Annotated in this window: 17 protein-coding genes; 4 read left to right on the forward strand and 13 right to left on the reverse strand. The window is 68.4% G+C overall.

The window, feature by feature from the left end:
* The first annotated feature begins 14 nt into the window (after nucleotides 1–14).
* Nucleotides 15–1,670: a S8 family serine peptidase gene (locus tag ACZ6YV_RS10940; protein ID WP_465509442.1), complete on the forward strand. Its 1,656-nt coding sequence runs from the start codon at nucleotides 15–17 to the stop codon at nucleotides 1,668–1,670.
* 101 nt (nucleotides 1,671–1,771) lie between these two features.
* Here the strand turns inward: ACZ6YV_RS10940 and ACZ6YV_RS10945 are convergent, their stop codons facing one another.
* From ACZ6YV_RS10945 to eccB, 3 genes are all read right to left on the reverse strand, one after another.
* Nucleotides 1,772–2,920 (reverse strand): WXG100 family type VII secretion target, encoded by a 1,149-nt coding sequence (locus tag ACZ6YV_RS10945; protein ID WP_465509443.1) that lies wholly within the window; start codon nucleotides 2,918–2,920, stop codon nucleotides 1,772–1,774.
* A gap of 5 nt (nucleotides 2,921–2,925) precedes the next feature.
* Entirely contained in the window at nucleotides 2,926–3,240 is a 315-nt protein-coding gene (locus ACZ6YV_RS10950) for a hypothetical protein (protein WP_465509444.1), read from the reverse strand.
* 68 nt (nucleotides 3,241–3,308) lie between these two features.
* A complete protein-coding gene (gene eccB, locus ACZ6YV_RS10955; RefSeq protein WP_465509445.1) occupies nucleotides 3,309–4,931 on the reverse strand; it encodes a type VII secretion protein EccB in 1,623 nt (540 codons plus the stop codon).
* Between the two features lie 567 nt (nucleotides 4,932–5,498).
* Here eccB and eccE point away from each other — a divergent pair.
* The 3 genes from eccE to ACZ6YV_RS10970 all read left to right on the forward strand — a co-directional run bounded on the left by eccE (nucleotide 5,499) and on the right by ACZ6YV_RS10970 (nucleotide 8,613).
* Nucleotides 5,499–6,680, forward strand: coding sequence for a type VII secretion protein EccE (gene eccE, locus ACZ6YV_RS10960; RefSeq protein ID WP_465509446.1), 1,182 nt, complete (start codon nucleotides 5,499–5,501; stop codon nucleotides 6,678–6,680).
* A complete protein-coding gene (locus tag ACZ6YV_RS10965) occupies nucleotides 6,677–7,399 on the forward strand; it encodes a hypothetical protein (RefSeq protein WP_093938471.1) in 723 nt (240 codons plus the stop codon). The genes eccE and ACZ6YV_RS10965 overlap by 4 nt, the downstream gene beginning before the upstream one ends.
* 254 nt (nucleotides 7,400–7,653) lie before the next feature.
* Nucleotides 7,654–8,613 (forward strand): endonuclease domain-containing protein, encoded by a 960-nt coding sequence (locus ACZ6YV_RS10970; protein WP_465509447.1) that lies wholly within the window; start codon nucleotides 7,654–7,656, stop codon nucleotides 8,611–8,613.
* On the opposite strand, the gene truA is transcribed toward ACZ6YV_RS10970, so the two are convergent.
* From truA to map, 10 genes are all read right to left on the reverse strand, one after another.
* On the reverse strand, nucleotides 8,583–9,416 hold the full coding sequence (truA, locus tag ACZ6YV_RS10975) for a tRNA pseudouridine(38-40) synthase TruA (RefSeq protein ID WP_465509743.1): 834 nt from the start codon (nucleotides 9,414–9,416) through the stop codon (nucleotides 8,583–8,585). The two genes, ACZ6YV_RS10970 and truA, sit on opposite strands and share 31 nt — an antisense overlap.
* Before the next feature lie 73 nt (nucleotides 9,417–9,489).
* Nucleotides 9,490–10,053, reverse strand: coding sequence for a 50S ribosomal protein L17 (gene rplQ / locus ACZ6YV_RS10980; RefSeq protein WP_378238611.1), 564 nt, complete (start codon nucleotides 10,051–10,053; stop codon nucleotides 9,490–9,492).
* 75 nt (nucleotides 10,054–10,128) lie between these two features.
* Nucleotides 10,129–11,202, reverse strand: a complete 1,074-nt coding sequence (locus ACZ6YV_RS10985) for a DNA-directed RNA polymerase subunit alpha (protein WP_005166811.1) — start codon at nucleotides 11,200–11,202, stop codon at nucleotides 10,129–10,131.
* Between the two features lie 127 nt (nucleotides 11,203–11,329).
* Entirely contained in the window at nucleotides 11,330–11,935 is a 606-nt protein-coding gene (gene rpsD / locus ACZ6YV_RS10990) for a 30S ribosomal protein S4 (protein ID WP_037314696.1), read from the reverse strand.
* A gap of 23 nt (nucleotides 11,936–11,958) precedes the next feature.
* Entirely contained in the window at nucleotides 11,959–12,366 is a 408-nt protein-coding gene (rpsK, locus tag ACZ6YV_RS10995) for a 30S ribosomal protein S11 (protein ID WP_020643222.1), read from the reverse strand.
* Between the two features lie 18 nt (nucleotides 12,367–12,384).
* Nucleotides 12,385–12,570: a hypothetical protein gene (locus ACZ6YV_RS11000; protein WP_034304268.1), complete on the reverse strand. Its 186-nt coding sequence runs from the start codon at nucleotides 12,568–12,570 to the stop codon at nucleotides 12,385–12,387.
* On the reverse strand, nucleotides 12,567–12,947 hold the full coding sequence (gene rpsM / locus ACZ6YV_RS11005; protein ID WP_101612179.1) for a 30S ribosomal protein S13: 381 nt from the start codon (nucleotides 12,945–12,947) through the stop codon (nucleotides 12,567–12,569). The genes ACZ6YV_RS11000 and rpsM overlap by 4 nt, the downstream gene beginning before the upstream one ends.
* A gap of 205 nt (nucleotides 12,948–13,152) precedes the next feature.
* Nucleotides 13,153–13,266, reverse strand: a complete 114-nt coding sequence (gene rpmJ / locus ACZ6YV_RS11010; protein ID WP_004558882.1) for a 50S ribosomal protein L36 — start codon at nucleotides 13,264–13,266, stop codon at nucleotides 13,153–13,155.
* 36 nt (nucleotides 13,267–13,302) lie between these two features.
* Nucleotides 13,303–13,524: a translation initiation factor IF-1 gene (gene infA / locus ACZ6YV_RS11015; protein WP_005166804.1), complete on the reverse strand. Its 222-nt coding sequence runs from the start codon at nucleotides 13,522–13,524 to the stop codon at nucleotides 13,303–13,305.
* A gap of 497 nt (nucleotides 13,525–14,021) precedes the next feature.
* The gene (gene map / locus ACZ6YV_RS11020; protein WP_465509448.1) at nucleotides 14,022–14,798 is read right to left on the reverse strand and encodes a type I methionyl aminopeptidase; all 777 of its coding nucleotides are present in this window, start codon (nucleotides 14,796–14,798) and stop codon (nucleotides 14,022–14,024) included.
* Nucleotides 14,799–14,836: the final 38 nt, after the last annotated feature.

The raw sequence follows: 14,836 nt of genomic DNA on the forward strand, positions 1-14,836 counted from the left end.
CGGATGATGCTCTGATGGCCGCAGCGCGGAAGTCCAGGGGGACGCGCGTCCGCCACCTCGGCGTCGCCGGACGTACCGGAACGGTGCTGCTGGCGGCCGGTATCGGCGTTCTCTCGCCGGCGTCGGTGGCGCTTCCCGCGTGGGCGCAGCAAAGCAGCGTCGCGCCGGACGCCGGCGGCTACTACGCGAGTCCGCCCCCGGTGGACAAGTCCAAGAAGCCGAACGACGACGGCAAGCCGGACAAGAACTACGAGCAGAAGACGCAGTGCGTGCAGCGCAGCAAGCTCGGCGGCGACCAGGTCGACATCAAGAACCGCCCGTGGGGCCAGGAGTACCTGCAGATCAACAAGGTGCACGAGCTGATGCTCGGCGCCACCGGTTCGATCGGCGGAGGCGTCAAGGTCGCCGTGATCGACACCGGCGTCACCGCGCACCCGTACTTCAAGAATCCCGTCGAATCGGGTGGCGACTACGTCGCGACCCCCAACGGCGGCAAGGCACCGGGACTCGAGGACTGCGACGGCCACGGCACCGAGGTGGCGGGAATCATCGCCGCGAGCCCGCCCGACGCGAGCATCGGTTTCCGAGGGGTCGCGCCGGACGCCACGATCCTGTCGATCCGTCAGTCGAGCCAGAACTACGAAGAGGCGGAGAAGAAGGCCGAGCCGCCGCCCCCCGCTTCGTCCAACTCCGCTCCTCCCGCGTCGTCGAACAATCCGGGATCGCAGCTTCCGCCGTCCTCGCAAGGGAACGGCGCGGTCGGCGGCGCGGCTGACGGAACGGCGCCGGGGCAGGACAAGGGCGGACGGCAGCAGGAGCAGGGCAAGAGCGCGGGGACACTGAAGACGCTCGCGCAGGCTGTGGTCCGGGCCGTCGCCAGGGGCGCCCGGGTCATCAACATGTCGGTCGACAACTGTCGTCCGGCCACCGGCGGGATCACCGAAGGCGAGCAGCAGCTGCAGGCCGCGGTGAACCATGCCGTCGAGAACGACGTGGTCGTCGTCGCGGCGGCGGGCAACGTCGGCGACAAGTGCCCGCAGAACGACCAGCCGGACCCCAAGTCGCCCAAGATGATCGTCACGCCGCCGTGGTTCTCCGACGACGTCCTGTCGGTCGCGGCCATCGACGACACGGGCGGCGTCGCGGACTTCAGCGTCAACGGGCCGTGGGTCTCCGTGGCCGCGCCGGGCACCAAGATCATTTCGCTGGACCCCGCGGAAGGGTCGAGCAGCCTGGCCAACCTGACCATCGAGGGCAACGGGGAACCCGGCGCCATCCAAGGGACCAGCTTCGCCGCACCGTATGTCGCCGGCGTGGCCGCGCTCGTGCGTGCGAAGTTCCAGGGCCTGAAAGCGCGTGATGTGATGAACCGGATCAAGGCGACGGCGCAGCACCCCGCGGCGCCGGGCGGCCGGGACAACTTCGTCGGCTTCGGGGTCATCGACCCGATCGCGGCACTGACGGCGATCGTGCCGTCGGAGGCGGACAAGGCCAAGCCGGTCGCGCTGCCCGCGAATCTGCCGCCGTCGAACGACCGCGATTCCACCCCGATGATCATCGCGCTCGCCGGGACCGGCGGGGGCCTGGTGGCGCTGCTCGTCACGCTGTTCGTGGTGCACTCGGTCCGCCGCAACCGGCCGACCGCCTCCCCCGGCCGCAAGACCCCGTAGCCGGAGCGACTTTAGCGGGCTAAACGCGATCTGCCGGGGACTCACCTCAGAGCCGCCAGATCGCGTTTAGCCCGCTAAAGTCGCTCCGCCTGCAGAGGTGCCTACTTGGTGGGCTTGGGCTTCGGGGCAGGTTTCGCCGGGGCTTCGTCCTCGCCGATCACGGGCGGGACCACCTGGCCGGGTTCGCCGACCACATCGGACGGTTTCGAAGCGGGCCGCGTCTTCGACTGGTGAGCCGTCCCGCCGCCCCCGCCCGCACCCATCCCCATCATGGGCGCCATCCCCATCGGCATCATCCCCGATCCCGCCCCTGCGGCCTGCCCCTGAGCCGGAGCGGCCTGCACGGGCGCGACCTCCGGGATCGGCGCCTGCCCCTGCTCGATCAGGGGTTCCTGCGACCCGGTCTTCCGGCCGTCGGAGGAATCAGCAGCGGACGGCGACGTCGACTGCTCCTCGGACTCGGTACTGGAATCCGCTTCAGCGGCGGCCTTCTCCGGCACCGGCGCGCTCGCCGGGTCGGAATCGTCGTTGAGCTTGAACTCGTCCTGCGGGTACCGATGGGCGATCTCGATGCTCCGCGAAGCGCCGTCAGGATCGTCGACGCCGTCACAAAGCCGTACGAAGCCCTCGATGACGTTACGAGCGGCTTCGAAGAGCGCCTTGGCCGACTCCTGCGCCTCTTCCAGCTGAGTCCGCGCCCGCCGGACGCCACCGACCGGCAGCATCGCGGTCTCGGAGGTCAGTTCGGCCGTATCGACCAGGATCTCGACGAGGTCGGTCAGGATGCGGCGGATCGACAACACCAGCTCGTCGAGCGAACCCGCCAGCGTGGTGAGGGCGTCTTCGACGTCCGAGCCCGCGGCGTTGATGTCCACGATGTACTCGACGAACGCGTCAGCGTCCTTGCCGGACCACCCTGCGTCGAGACGGCCGAGATCCTCCGACAGTTCTTTCGAGACGGTGCCTGCGGTGGCCGCTGCTTTCCGGAGCCGGTCCGCCTCGTCCTTCAAGTCCTCCCAGCGCCCCGCCAGCGGGGTCAGGTAGGCCTCGACCGGATCGATCAGCCCCAGATGACCCGCCAGTTCGGAGACGAAGGCGAGATGCGGTGCTGCGGCCTCGACCAGGTCCTCACCGCCCGAGCCTGTCGCGTTTAGGGGGCTAAACGCGATCTGGGCCGCCTCGGGAGCGGCAGCGCGGGCGGCCTTCGGGTGCGGGATGGAATCGGTCGGGTTCTCCGACTCGGCGATCATGCGGTTCAGAGCTCCACGGCGCGTTTGATCATCTGGGCGGCCTCGTCGTCGTGCCCGGCGTGCCGCGCGGTCACCGTGTGCAGGGCCTCCGACGCCGACCTCAGCGCGGTCGCGCCGTCCTCCAGCTGGCGCCGGATGGCCTCGGCCGCACGTCCGTAAGACGCGCCGAGGCCCAGTTCCTCCCCCAGCGTGCCGTGGGACTCGACGGTGATGCCGTCCCCGGTCACGTCCGCGGCCGCCAGATCGAGCTCTCCGGCGGCCGCCTCGACCCGCTTCGCATAGTCACCGACGACGGTGCCGTCGATCTTCAGGCCGGCCACTGCACCCTCCACTCACCCGATATCGCTTGGGCGTTGAGACGCGCGCGCCGTCCCACGGGTTCCCGCGATCAGTTACCCGCCGGGGCCTTCGACTGCGTGGCGACCGAGCCCGCCCTGTCGTCGATCGGCACCGTGTCGAAGGTGCGAAGCACGTCCTGTGTGTTCAGCGAAGCGCCGTTGGGCAGGATCCTGATGATGGACTCGGGCGCGGGTACGCGCTTGTTGAGCCCGATCGAGTCCGCCGTCACGGCGTCGGGAACGCCGTAGCGGATCCCGCGATCGGAGATCAGCTGGATCGGTCCCTTGTCGAAGGTCTCCTTGCCGGTCGCCGACTGGACGACGGCCGCGTAACCCGGCTCCATGAAGAAGCTGTTGATCGGCGCGCCGACCGGACCGGGGGTGCCGATCTTGACGCCGGGCGCGGATCCGTCGGCGTTCCTGCCCTTCGGCATCTTGTCGTCGACGAAGACCGCGGTGTGCCCGTCCCGGTTGCTGCCTTCACCGACAACGGACCAGCTCAGGCACGAGACCCGGGAACCCTGGGTCGCGTTCAGCACCGTCGGCACGGCCTGGGGGTAGGCGTCGAGCCCGACGAAGGCCTGCTGCCCCGTGGTCACCCGCGTGATGTTGCGGATCTTGCCCTGCGCGACGGACATCACCGAGGTGCTGCCGTCGTTCTTGCCGGTCTGGACGATGTCCGCGACCGCCGGGGAAACGGTCTGGATCCCTTCCCTCAGGATGAGGTGGAAGTCCTTCCGCCCTTCGGCCTGCTCCGTGGAGAAGACGTCGCCGACCTTCATGCCTTCGATCTCGTAGTTGGGGGTCTCCCCCTTGCCCGGGACCTCCGGCAGCTTCAGCTCGGGCACCTCGGGAATCGCGTCCAGCAGGCCCTGCGAGATCCCGCGAGGCTGATCGGGCAGCTTCAACGCGGAGAGGACGGCGTTCGCGTCGGGCTTGATCTCGGCCTTGACGGCGTTGGCGTTCGGCAGGTTGGGATTCGCCGCCAGTCGGTAGATCAGATAGGTCCTGCCGTTGGCGCCCTTGGCCAGCAACGCCTCGTTCTGACCGAGCTCACGGTTCGCGAGCTGCGGCACACCCGCGTAGACGGTCGTTTCCGTCTTCATGAGATCGGGCTTCGGCACCGACGGGTCGTACATGACCTCGTCGCAGACGCCCCAGTCCGCGCTGGCGCGCTGGGTTTCCGTCGGCATCAGCTGCGGGCCGTTGGGAATGCCCATGAGCTGGCCGCGGGGGATGTTCTTCAGCTGTTCGTCCGAGACGACTGTGGGGTTCTTCACTTCGGAAGCCTGCTGCGGCCCGGAAGGCTTGGTCCCCGCCTGCTGCGCCCCCTGCTTCGACTGCGCCATGATCAGCAGCCGCGCGGAGGCGAGGTTGAACGTGGGGACGAGTTTCTTCGGGTTCCCAGCCACGACGTACACCGTTCCGGACTGCTCGCCGATGACGATGTTGCCCGCTTCCGGCACGGACGGTTTCGGGCTCAGAAGGCCCCAGATGACGAAGACCAGGACGCCCAACGCGGCCAGCACGACGCCCACGATGGTCGCCCGCGTGTGCGTGCGCATCGGGTCGTGGAGCATGACGGCATCACGACGGACCAGCGCGGATTGCATCCGGCGCAAAACGAACTGATAAGCCTGAACTTGAGACTTAGTAGTCGGTGTTGATGGCATTCTCGACCTACAGTCCTCCCCGTCGCGGTACGGTTCCGCAGGATAGCCGTACGGGGACCGTCTGGTGTGGGGTTTCTACCAACTCCAGCTAGTGTCAAGTTCCTCGGGACCGGCTTTCCGGGTACGCAGCACGCACGAGGGGAAGAGAAAGCGCGGATGTCCGTCACCACTCCTCCACGTCCGCCCGGCCCTCCGGGGCCGCAACCTCCGGGTCGTCCGCAGGGGCCGCCACCCAGGCCCGGCAGACCAGGCGGTCCGGGTGGCCCGGCCGGAGGCCCGGGTGGTCCCGGTGTTCCTCGCGGTCCAGGGGGCCCTGGCGGTCCTGGTGGGCACGGCGGCCCTGGAGGTCCCGGCGGACCGCAGGGTCCTGGCGGCCCCGGTGGTCCAGGAGGGCCTGGGGGCCCCGGTGGACCTGGTGGCCCGGGAGGCCCTGGTGGGCCAGGCGGCCCGAGCGGTCCTCCGCCCGGTGGCCCCGGCCCGCAATCCGGCCCTCCGCCCGCTCCGACGGCACGCATCGCCGCGCCCACGCGGCGCCGGACCGGCGGGATCAACCTCGGCCCGCTGCCCGTGGCGAATCTGGTCGTGCTCGAACTCGGGCTCGCGATCGGTCTCGTCCTGCTCGCGATCGACATGAAGCTGAAGTACATCGCGATCGGTGTGCTCGCGTTCGCGATCATCATCGCGTTCCTGCGCTGGGGTGGCCGCTGGTTCACCCAATGGGCTGGACTCACCACGCGGTACATGCTCCGCTCGCACGATCGGGTGGCGAATCCGCTTCCGCCGAGCAGCATCGAGACGCTCGCAGCCGAAGAGGACGCCGTCACCGGCCCTGACGACGCGCGGGTGAACCTTCTCCGCCTCGCCGTTCCCGATCTCGTCGTCGCGCACGGTGTGGACCACGAACGCCAGCAGGTCGGCCTCGCGTGGAACGACGGGACATGGACCGCGGTCCTGCTCGTCGAGCCCGCGCCCGCCCTGATCACCCAGGCGGGTGGCGCGCCGAGCCTGCCGCTGTCCGCGCTCGCGCCCTGCCTCGAGGACCGCGGTGTGGTCCTCGACTCGATCCAGATGATCTGGCACTGCTATCCGGGCAGCGCCGCGCTTCCGTCGGACTCGCCGGCGCTCAGTTCCTACATGGAGGTGCTCGGCCCGCTTCCCGCGGCCGCGCGGCGGACGACGTGGGTCGCCATCCGGCTCGACCCGCGCCGGTGCCCGGCCGCCATCCGCGAACGCGGCGGCGGCGTGGTCGGTGCGCATCGCGCGCTGATCGGGGCGCTTTCGCGGGTGCGCAACGCCTTGGAGTCGCAGGGCGTGCCGACCCGGCCGCTCGATCCGGACGAGCTGCTGCGGTCCAGCATTTCGGCCGCGGAACTGACCGCGGTCGCCGGTTCGCCCGCGAAAGTCGGTCTGCAGGAGCGCTGGACCGGCGTCACCGCGGCGGGCATCGGGCACGCGAGTTACGCGATCACCAGCTGGCCGAAGGGCAAGATCAGCGGCAGCCTGAATGCGCTGACCAGTGTCCGCGCGCTGTCGGCGACGGTGGCGATGTCGATCTCGCCGTCCGCGGACGAGGGCAAGATCGGCCTGCGGGGGATCGTGCGCCTGAGCGCGCGGAACCCGCGTGAACTGGACGCGGCCGACCAGCGGCTGCAGGGTGTCTCGGACCGGCTCGGTGTGGCGCTGACGCCCTTGCGCGGCCTGCAGGTCTCCGGGTTCTCCGCGACTTTGCCGATCGGAGGCACGGCATGAGCACCCGCATGCGCGACGCCGGCCAGAGTGCCGGTGTCGCCCCGGAATTCACCGTCGACCCGGCGATGCTCGACGCGATCAGCCCGTCCGGCGACCGAGGCGGGATCGTCCTCGGCTCCGGGCTCAAGGGTGAGCCGCTGACGATCTCCGCGCTGCGCTCGACGCCGACCCGGATCGTGCTGGTCGGCGGCTTGTACCTGGCTCGCCAGGTCGCGCTGCGGGCGATGGCGGTCGGGGCGTGGGTCGTCGTGGCGACCGGCCGTCCGGCCGCGTGGCAGGTACTCCCCCAGGCCGCGGGGAATCAGCCCAACGGCAGGCCTTCGCCGCTGGTGCAGATCCGGCGGCTGTCGCCGGTGGACCTCCCGCGCCCGTCCGAGGACGCGCCGCTGCTGGTCGTGACCGACGGTGGCCCGACACCGCAGGACCTGTTCCCGCCGCGGTCGCCGTGGCAGACGACGGTCTACGTGCTGCCGTACCTGCACCCGCAGGCCGGGGCGACCGCGAACGCGGCCGACCTGGTGCTGATGCAGCGGCTCCCGCCGGGACAGGCGGAGCTGGCCGCGCGGATCTGGCGGCTCCCGCCGCAGATGATGAAGCAGCTCACGACGCTGAAGGACGACCAGGTCGTCGCTCTGGGCCGGAACCTCTGGCGCCCGCTTCGCCTGGTCACCACGGCGAAAGAGCAGCAGCTCCTGGGCCCCGTACGCCGCGGCGACTAACCGGCCGCGTCGACTTTAGCGGGCTAATCGTGCTCCGCGGGGCACTGTCCACTTCGGACAGTGCCCCCCGTTTTGCGTCCTGCCCGCGTCGCGTTTAGGCGGCGAAAGTCGACCTGGGGCGGGAAGCGGTGCGGGAGTTCGGCCGTCAAGGGGCAATCGCGCCGACTGTGGACAAGTCGGGGGTTGTGGATAAGTCGGCCCTGAGAAGCCGTTGGCCGCCCTACCTTGTCGGTCTTGTCGGTCACCGTGCCGGCATGACCAAACCCTTCGATTCATCTCATCTTCCCGACGTCTTCCGCGGCTCCGAGGCGCGCAAGGCGGGCCTCATTTCGGCGAGCCAGCTGCGTGGTTCCACCGTCCGAAGGCTGTTCCAGGACGTCTACACGCGCGCTGGTGTCGAGGTCACGCACGAATTGCGTTGCCGTGGCGCCGCGTTACTGGCGCCGCCGGAAGCCGTGCTGACCGGGCGCTCGGCCGCGACCGTTCATGGCGTCGAGCTGGCCAAGCCCAACGATCCGGTCGAGATGGTCGTACCGGAGAAACAGCGCTTCGGCCCGATCGTCGGCATCAAGGTCCGGCGCACCGAGGTCAAACCCGAAGAATCGAGGCCTTGGAACGGCATTCGCATCGCGCGAAAGCGCCGGATCGCACTCGACCTGTTGCTCCGGCTTTCTCCCCGAAGATCCGGGTGGGTGCGGCGGCTCCGCATCGGAGTCCCGGATCTGGACCAGTTCATGAGAGCCCAGAAGCTGAGCGATCTGCATCTCAACGGGGAGTTCTATGGGCGCCGCAATCGGGGAATCCGCTTGGCCAGACATGCTTTGCGGCTCTCAGACCCCCGCGCGGAGTCGCCACCGGAATCGGAAGTCCGCATCGTGCTGGCCGCTGCCGGCATCGCGGCGACACCTCAAGTCGAGGTCTTCTCCCGAACTGGTCACTTCATCGCTCGCCTCGACCTCGGCGACGAGGAGTTCAAGGTCGCCATCGAATACGACGGCCGATGGCACAACACACCAGAGCAACGCGCCTACGACCGCAAACGCCGAAGACGGGCGGAGGCCGAAGGCTGGCGCTTCGTGATCGTGACCGCGGACGACCTGGCGAACGACTTCAAAGGCATCGTCGAGGCCGTCTGGCGTGCCCGACGCGGCGCGTTTAGCCCGCTAACTGCGCCGCGGCCGGGTCAGGAGGAGGTGCGCATGGCGCGCGTTTGATCGGCACGGGCCGCGAGTTCGGTATCCGGCGGGTAGTCGACGGCCATCAGCGTCAGGCCGTGTGCGGGAGCGACAGCGCTGTCTCGCGTCCGGCTCTCCAGGACGTCGCCGGGCCATGCCTGCGGACGACGGCCGTCACCGACCAAGAGCAGCGCCCCCACCAGGCTGCGCACCATCGAATGACAGAACGCGTCAGCGGAGACGTCGACCTCGACCGCGTGCGGTCCGGTCCGCTTCCAGACGAGCTTCTGCAACTCGCGAATAGTCGTCGCACCTTCGCGCTGTTTACAGAAGGCCGCGAAGTCCTGAAGCCCCAAGAGAGCCGCCGACGCCTCGTTCATCGCGTCGATCGAGAGCGGCCGGCCCCAGGCCAGGGTGTCGTGACGCCTCAACGGATCCACGCCCCACGGCGCGTCCGAAACTCGATAGCGATAGTGCCGCCGCACGGCCGAGAACCGCGCGTCGAACCCGGGTGCCGCCACGCGTGCGTCAAGCACCCGCACGTCACCCGGCAGGTACCGATTCCAGCGGTAGCGCATCCGGCCCAGGTCAGGAATGCCCTGCTCGTCCAGTTCCAGACGCCCGGATCGCGTTTTGCCCGCTAAAGGCGACGCGTCGACGTGGACCACCTGGCCGGCGGCGTGCACACCGGCGTCGGTGCGGCCGGCGACGACGACGGACTTCGGGACCGAGGCTCCTGGAGGCTGCTTCGCGAGCGCTTCTTCGAAGACCCCCTGCACCGTGCGCCGCCCGGGCTGCCGCGCCCAACCGGAGAAATCGGTGCCGTCGTAGGAAACATCCAGGCGCAGACGAACGAGCCCGCCCTCCGCAGTGGGAGTGGCGGGCTCGTCCGGGGTGTTCGGTGCCGTCAGGACGTCAGTCCTTCTTGCTGTCCGCGTCCGCGGCGGGGGCCTCAGCGGCCTCGTCGGCGGCGGGAGCCTCGGTGGCCTCCGGAGCCTCGGTGGCGGCCGTGTCGGCAACCTCAGGGGCTTCAGTGGTCTCCTCGGCGGCCGGGGCGGCAGCCTTCGGCTCGTCCTTGGCGAACTTCGTCTTGCGCGCGGCCTCGGCCTCGGCGGTGACGGTCTTCTCGGCCACCAGTTCGATGACGGCCATGGGGGCGTTGTCGCCCTTGCGCGCCATCGTCTTGGTGATCCGGGTGTAGCCACCCGGGCGCTCCGCGAAGAACGGACCGATTTCGGCGATCAGCTTGTGCACGACGTCCTTGTCGCGCACGACGCGCTGGATCAGACGACGGTTGTGCAGGTCGCCCCGCTTCGCCTTCGTGATCAGCTTCTCGGCCAGCGGGCGCACCCGCCGGGCCTTCGCCTCGGTCGTCGTGATCTTGCCGTGCTCGAACAGCTGGGTGGCCAGGTTGGCCAGGATCAGCCGTTCGTGCGCGGGCGACCCGCCGAGACGGGGTCCCTTTGTGGGGGTGGGCATCGGTTCTCCTCGTTCAGCTCACAGCTGGAGGCCGGGGCTCCCCCACCCCTACCGGGGAGGGAGCCGAAGCTGGCCTTACAGCTGCTCCGTCTCTGCGTAGTCCTGGCCATCGTCGTGGCCGTTGTCCGAAATTCCGTCCGTGATGCTGTCGACGCCCTCGGACCAGCCTTCACCGTCGTAGCTGGCCGCGGCCGCGGTCGGGTCGAACCCGGGCGGGCTGTCCTTCAGCGCGAGGCCGAGACCGACGAGCTTGAGCTTGACCTCGTCGATCGACTTCGCACCGAAGTTGCGGATGTCCAGCAGGTCGGCCTCGCTGCGCGAGACCAGTTCGCCGACGGTGTGGATACCCTCGCGCTTGAGGCAGTTGTACGACCGGACGGTGAGGTCCAGGTCCTCGATCGGCATCGCGTAGGCGGCGATGGTGTCCGCCTCCTGCGGCGACGGGCCGATCTCGATGCCCTCGGCGTCGACGTTCAGCTCGCGCGCGAGACCGAACAGCTCCACCAGCGTCTTGCCGGCCGATGCGACGGCGTCCCGCGGCGTGATCGACGGCTTCGTCTCCACGTCCAGGATCAGCTTGTCGAAGTCGGTGCGCTGCTCGACACGGGTCGCCTCGACCTTGTAGGTCACCTTCAGCACCGGGGAGTAGATGGAGTCGACCGGAATCCGGCCGATCTCCGCGCCCGCCTGCTTGTTCTGCAGGGCCGGAACGTAACCGCGGCCGCGCTCGACGACGAGCTCGATCTCGAGCTTGCCCTTGCCGTTCAGCGACGCGATGTGCAGATCCGGGTTGTGCACGGTGACACCGGCCGGGGGCACGATGTCGGCAGCCGTGACCTCACCGGGGCCCTGCTTGCGCAGGTACATGGTGACCGGCTCGTCCTCTTCCGAGGAGACCACGAGCTCCTTGAGGTTCAGGATGATGTCGGTGACGTCTTCCTTCACCCCGGGAACGGTGGTGAATTCGTGCAGCACGCCGTCGATGCGGATGCTCGTCACGGCCGCGCCCGGAATGGACGACAGCAGCGTGCGACGCAGCGAGTTGCCGAGCGTGTACCCGAAGCCGGGCTCCAGCGGTTCGATGGTGAACCGGGAGCGGGTCTCGTTGACCGTCTCTTCGCCGAGAGCCGGCCGCTGGGAAATCAGCATCTTTCCTAATTCCTTTCCAAACGGCGCCCGCCATATGACACCGAAAGGGATGGCGACGCGGCGGCGCATTCTGAGCGCCGCCGCGCGAACCCATACCGGGCCGGAGGATCTCCGGCCCGGCGATGGATCACTTCGAGTAGAGCTCGACGATCAGCTGTTCCTGGACCGGAACGTCGATCTGAGCGCGCTCCGGGAGCTGGTGGACCAGCACACGGAGGTTGGACGGAACAACCTGGAGCCACGCGGGAACGGGACGCTCGCCGAACGACTCCTTGGCAGCGACGAAGGGCAGCATCGCGAACGACTTCGGCCGCACGTCGATGATGTCCCACTTGCTGACCTGGTACGAGGGCACGTTGACCTTGACGCCGTTGACCACGAAGTGACCGTGGCTCACCAGCTGCCGCGCCTGACGGCGGGTGCGGGCGATGCCGGCGCGGTAGATCACGTTGTCCAGGCGGGACTCGAGGATCTGCAGCAGGTTCTCACCGGTCTTACCGGGACGCCGGACGGCTTCCTTGTAGTACCGGACGAACTGACGCTCGAGAACGCCGTAGGTGTAGCGGGCCTTCTGCTTCTCCTGCGACTGCAGGAGGTACTCGGACTCCTTGATCCGGCCACGGCCGTGCTGGCCGGGCGGATAGGGGCGACGCTCGAAAGCCTGGTCGCCGCCGATGAGGTCAACCTTGAGGCGACGCGAAATACGCGTCGCGGGGCCGGTGTAACGAGCCATTTCTTCTTACTCCTCCCCGTTCCTCAGACCCGGCGCCGCTTGGGCGGGCGGCAGCCGTTGTGAGGCTGCGGGGTCACGTCCTGGATGGTGCCGACCTCGAGGCCGGCCGCCTGCAGCGAGCGGATCGCCGTCTCGCGGCCCGAACCCGGGCCCTTCACGAAAACGTCGACCTTCTTCATGCCGTGCTCGGCAGCCTTGCGGGCAGCGCTCTCGGCGGCCATCTGCGCGGCGAACGGGGTGGACTTACGCGAGCCCTTGAAGCCCACGTGACCACTCGACGCCCACGCGATCACGGCACCGGTCGGGTCCGTGATCGAGACGATGGTGTTGTTGAAGGTGCTCTTGATGTGCGCGTGACCGTGCGCGACATTCTTCTTTTCCTTACGGCGGACCTTCTTGGCCCCCGCCGCAGTACGAGACTTCGGTGGCATGTTCTGAGGGTTCTCCTGTTAGCGCGCGTTCTCTTGGTGAGCGGCGACCGCTTCGGCCTGGCCGCGCCGGATGATCGAACCGGCGTCGGTGTACAGGTTGCGGAGCGCCATCGGACGGGCGTAGAGCGCCTTGGGCGAGACACAAGCCGAGCCGCGGCGGCGGACGCCGCCCATCTGCACGACCTTCTTGCCCTGGACGCTCACTTCTTGCCAGCCTTCTTCTTGCCGGCGACCGTCTTCTTCGGACCCTTGCGGGTGCGGGCGTTCGTCTTGGTGCGCTGACCGCGGACAGGAAGTCCGCGACGCCAACGAAGGCCCTCGTAGCACCCGATCTCGATCTTCCGACGGATGTCGGCGTTCACCTCACGGCGAAGGTCACCCTCGACCTTGAAGTTCTCTTCGATGTAGACCCGCAGCTTGGCGAGGTCGTCATCGCTCAGATCCTTGACGCGAGTGTCCGCGTTGAGCTCGGCAGCAGCGACGAGCTGCTTCGAGCGGGTACGGCCGATGCCGTAGATGTAAGTCAGCGCGATCTCCAACCGCTTTTCGCGGGGGAGGTCTACGCCAGCGAGTCGTGCCATTGGCGTTGATGCTCCTTCATAGAATTCATCTTCAGGTCTGCTCCCCGTCCGGTCCCGGGACCGACTCGCCTGTCGTGCCCTTGGCTCGCGCTTCGGGTGTCCCGGCCCCGGCCTGAAGTCCGAGGGTGAACCGGGCCGTTCGCACGGCCCGGCAGGTGCGGGGAGATTGTGTAGCCGTCAATCCACTCTGTACGAGTGCGAGTGATCAGCCCTGCCGCTGCTTGTGCCGCAGGTTCTCGCAGATCACCATGATCCGGCCGTGACGGCGGATCACCTTGCACTTGTCGCAGATCTTCTTGACGCTCGGCTGGACCTTCACGTCTCCTGCTCTCCTGCTTGTGCTAACTCGTCGTGATCACTTGTAGCGGTAGACGATGCGACCACGAGACAAGTCGTAGGGCGAGAGCTCCACGACAACCCTGTCCTCGGGCAGGATGCGGATGTAGTGCTGCCGCATCTTGCCGCTGATGTGTGCAAGGACCTTGTGGCCGTTCTCCAACTCGACGCGGAACATCGCGTTGGGGAGCGGCTCGACTACGCGGCCTTCGACCTCGATGGCCCCGTCTTTCTTGCCCATGTCCTCCGCATTTCCTGTCGCTACGCTGTGTTATCAGTCAGAGCTTGAGTGCTTGGCTGGGTGGTGCTTCGGCACACTCCTCCCCGGGTCCAATGTCCGTTCGCGAGAATTCACGAGCGCGCAGGATCCGGGCGCGATGAGTACACCGACTTGACAGTGTACGCAACCCGTGTCGTGAGACCCAAACGGGGGGTGACTGTGTTAGGTGACCCCTGAGTCCGCTGAGTGCGACCTTCACCATCGTACGCCTACGCCGACCTGCGTTTAGCGGGCTAAACGTGCTCTGTCGGGCAGGCGGCGCGGGGCGCTCGGCGGGCGGGATGCACCCGATGAGGGCAGCGGGCGGGCGCCTCATCGGCGGACCCGGGCACTGCGCCGACCGGCGGGCGGACTTGCGTTTCGCGGGCTAACCGCGCTCCCGGCGCTCTCGCCTTTAGCGGGCTAAACGCAGGTCGGGGCGACTTGCGTTTAGCGGGCTAAACGCGATCTGGAGGGGGTCAGGCGTCTTCGGGGGCGGTGAGGACCCACGGGCCGTCATCGGTGATGGCGACGGTGTGCTCCCAGTGCGCGGCCCGCGAGCCGTCCGCGGTCACGACGGTCCACCCGTCCTCGAGCTCGACGGTCTCGCCGCCGCCACCGGTCAGCATGGGCTCGATCGCGAGCGCCATGCCGGTCTTGAGCCGCGGCCCCTTGCCCGGTTTGCCCAGGTTCGGCAGGAACGGGTCCATGTGCATCTGGCGACCGATCCCGTGACCGCCGTACTCGACGATCATCCCGTACTCGATGCCGTCTTCCTGACTGGCCTTCTCGGCCGCGGTCTGCACGGCGTGCGAGATGTCCGTGAGCCTGACGCCTGACGACACAGCGGCGATCCCGGCCCACATCGCCGCCTCGGTGGCCGCCGAGAGCGCCAGATCCGCCTTCGACACCTCACCGATCGCGAGGGTGACCGCGGAGTCGCCGTGCCAGCCGTCGAGGATGGCGCCGCAGTCCACCGAGATGATGTCGCCGTCGTTCAGGACCTGCGTCTTCGCCGGGATGCCGTGGACGATCTGCTCGTTCACCGAAGCGCAGATCGACGCCGGGAAGCCGTGGTACCCCTTGAACGAGGGCACCGCGCCGGCGTCGCGGATCGTCTGCTCGGCGAGCTCGTCGAGATCGGCCGTAGTCACTCCGGGCTTGGCGATCTCCCGCACCGCGGTGAGCGTGCGCCAGACGACCAGACCTGCGGCCCTCATCGCCTGGAGCTCGCCCGAGGTCTTGATTTCGATCATGCGCCCACGACGAAGCCGTTGCAGTACACGCAGTCCTC

The organism is Amycolatopsis sp. NPDC102522 (assembly GCF_055584485.1).

Coding starts and splice junctions, on each gene's coding strand:
- eccB (WP_465509445.1), bottom strand. CDS start 4,931: ATGCCATCAACACCGACTACTAAGTCTCAAGTTCAGGCTTATCAGTTC.
- ACZ6YV_RS10970 (WP_465509447.1), top strand. CDS start 7,654: ATGACCAAACCCTTCGATTCATCTCATCTTCCCGACGTCTTCCGCGGC.
- rpsK (WP_020643222.1), bottom strand. CDS start 12,366: ATGCCACCGAAGTCTCGTACTGCGGCGGGGGCCAAGAAGGTCCGCCGT.
- ACZ6YV_RS10965 (WP_093938471.1), top strand. CDS start 6,677: ATGAGCACCCGCATGCGCGACGCCGGCCAGAGTGCCGGTGTCGCCCCG.
- infA (WP_005166804.1), bottom strand. CDS start 13,524: ATGGGCAAGAAAGACGGGGCCATCGAGGTCGAAGGCCGCGTAGTCGAG.
- rpsM (WP_101612179.1), bottom strand. CDS start 12,947: ATGGCACGACTCGCTGGCGTAGACCTCCCCCGCGAAAAGCGGTTGGAG.
- rpsD (WP_037314696.1), bottom strand. CDS start 11,935: ATGGCTCGTTACACCGGCCCCGCGACGCGTATTTCGCGTCGCCTCAAG.
- map (WP_465509448.1), bottom strand. CDS start 14,798: ATGATCGAAATCAAGACCTCGGGCGAGCTCCAGGCGATGAGGGCCGCA.
- ACZ6YV_RS10985 (WP_005166811.1), bottom strand. CDS start 11,202: ATGCTGATTTCCCAGCGGCCGGCTCTCGGCGAAGAGACGGTCAACGAG.
- ACZ6YV_RS10945 (WP_465509443.1), bottom strand. CDS start 2,920: ATGATCGCCGAGTCGGAGAACCCGACCGATTCCATCCCGCACCCGAAG.
- ACZ6YV_RS10940 (WP_465509442.1), top strand. CDS start 15: ATGGCCGCAGCGCGGAAGTCCAGGGGGACGCGCGTCCGCCACCTCGGC.
- rplQ (WP_378238611.1), bottom strand. CDS start 10,053: ATGCCCACCCCCACAAAGGGACCCCGTCTCGGCGGGTCGCCCGCGCAC.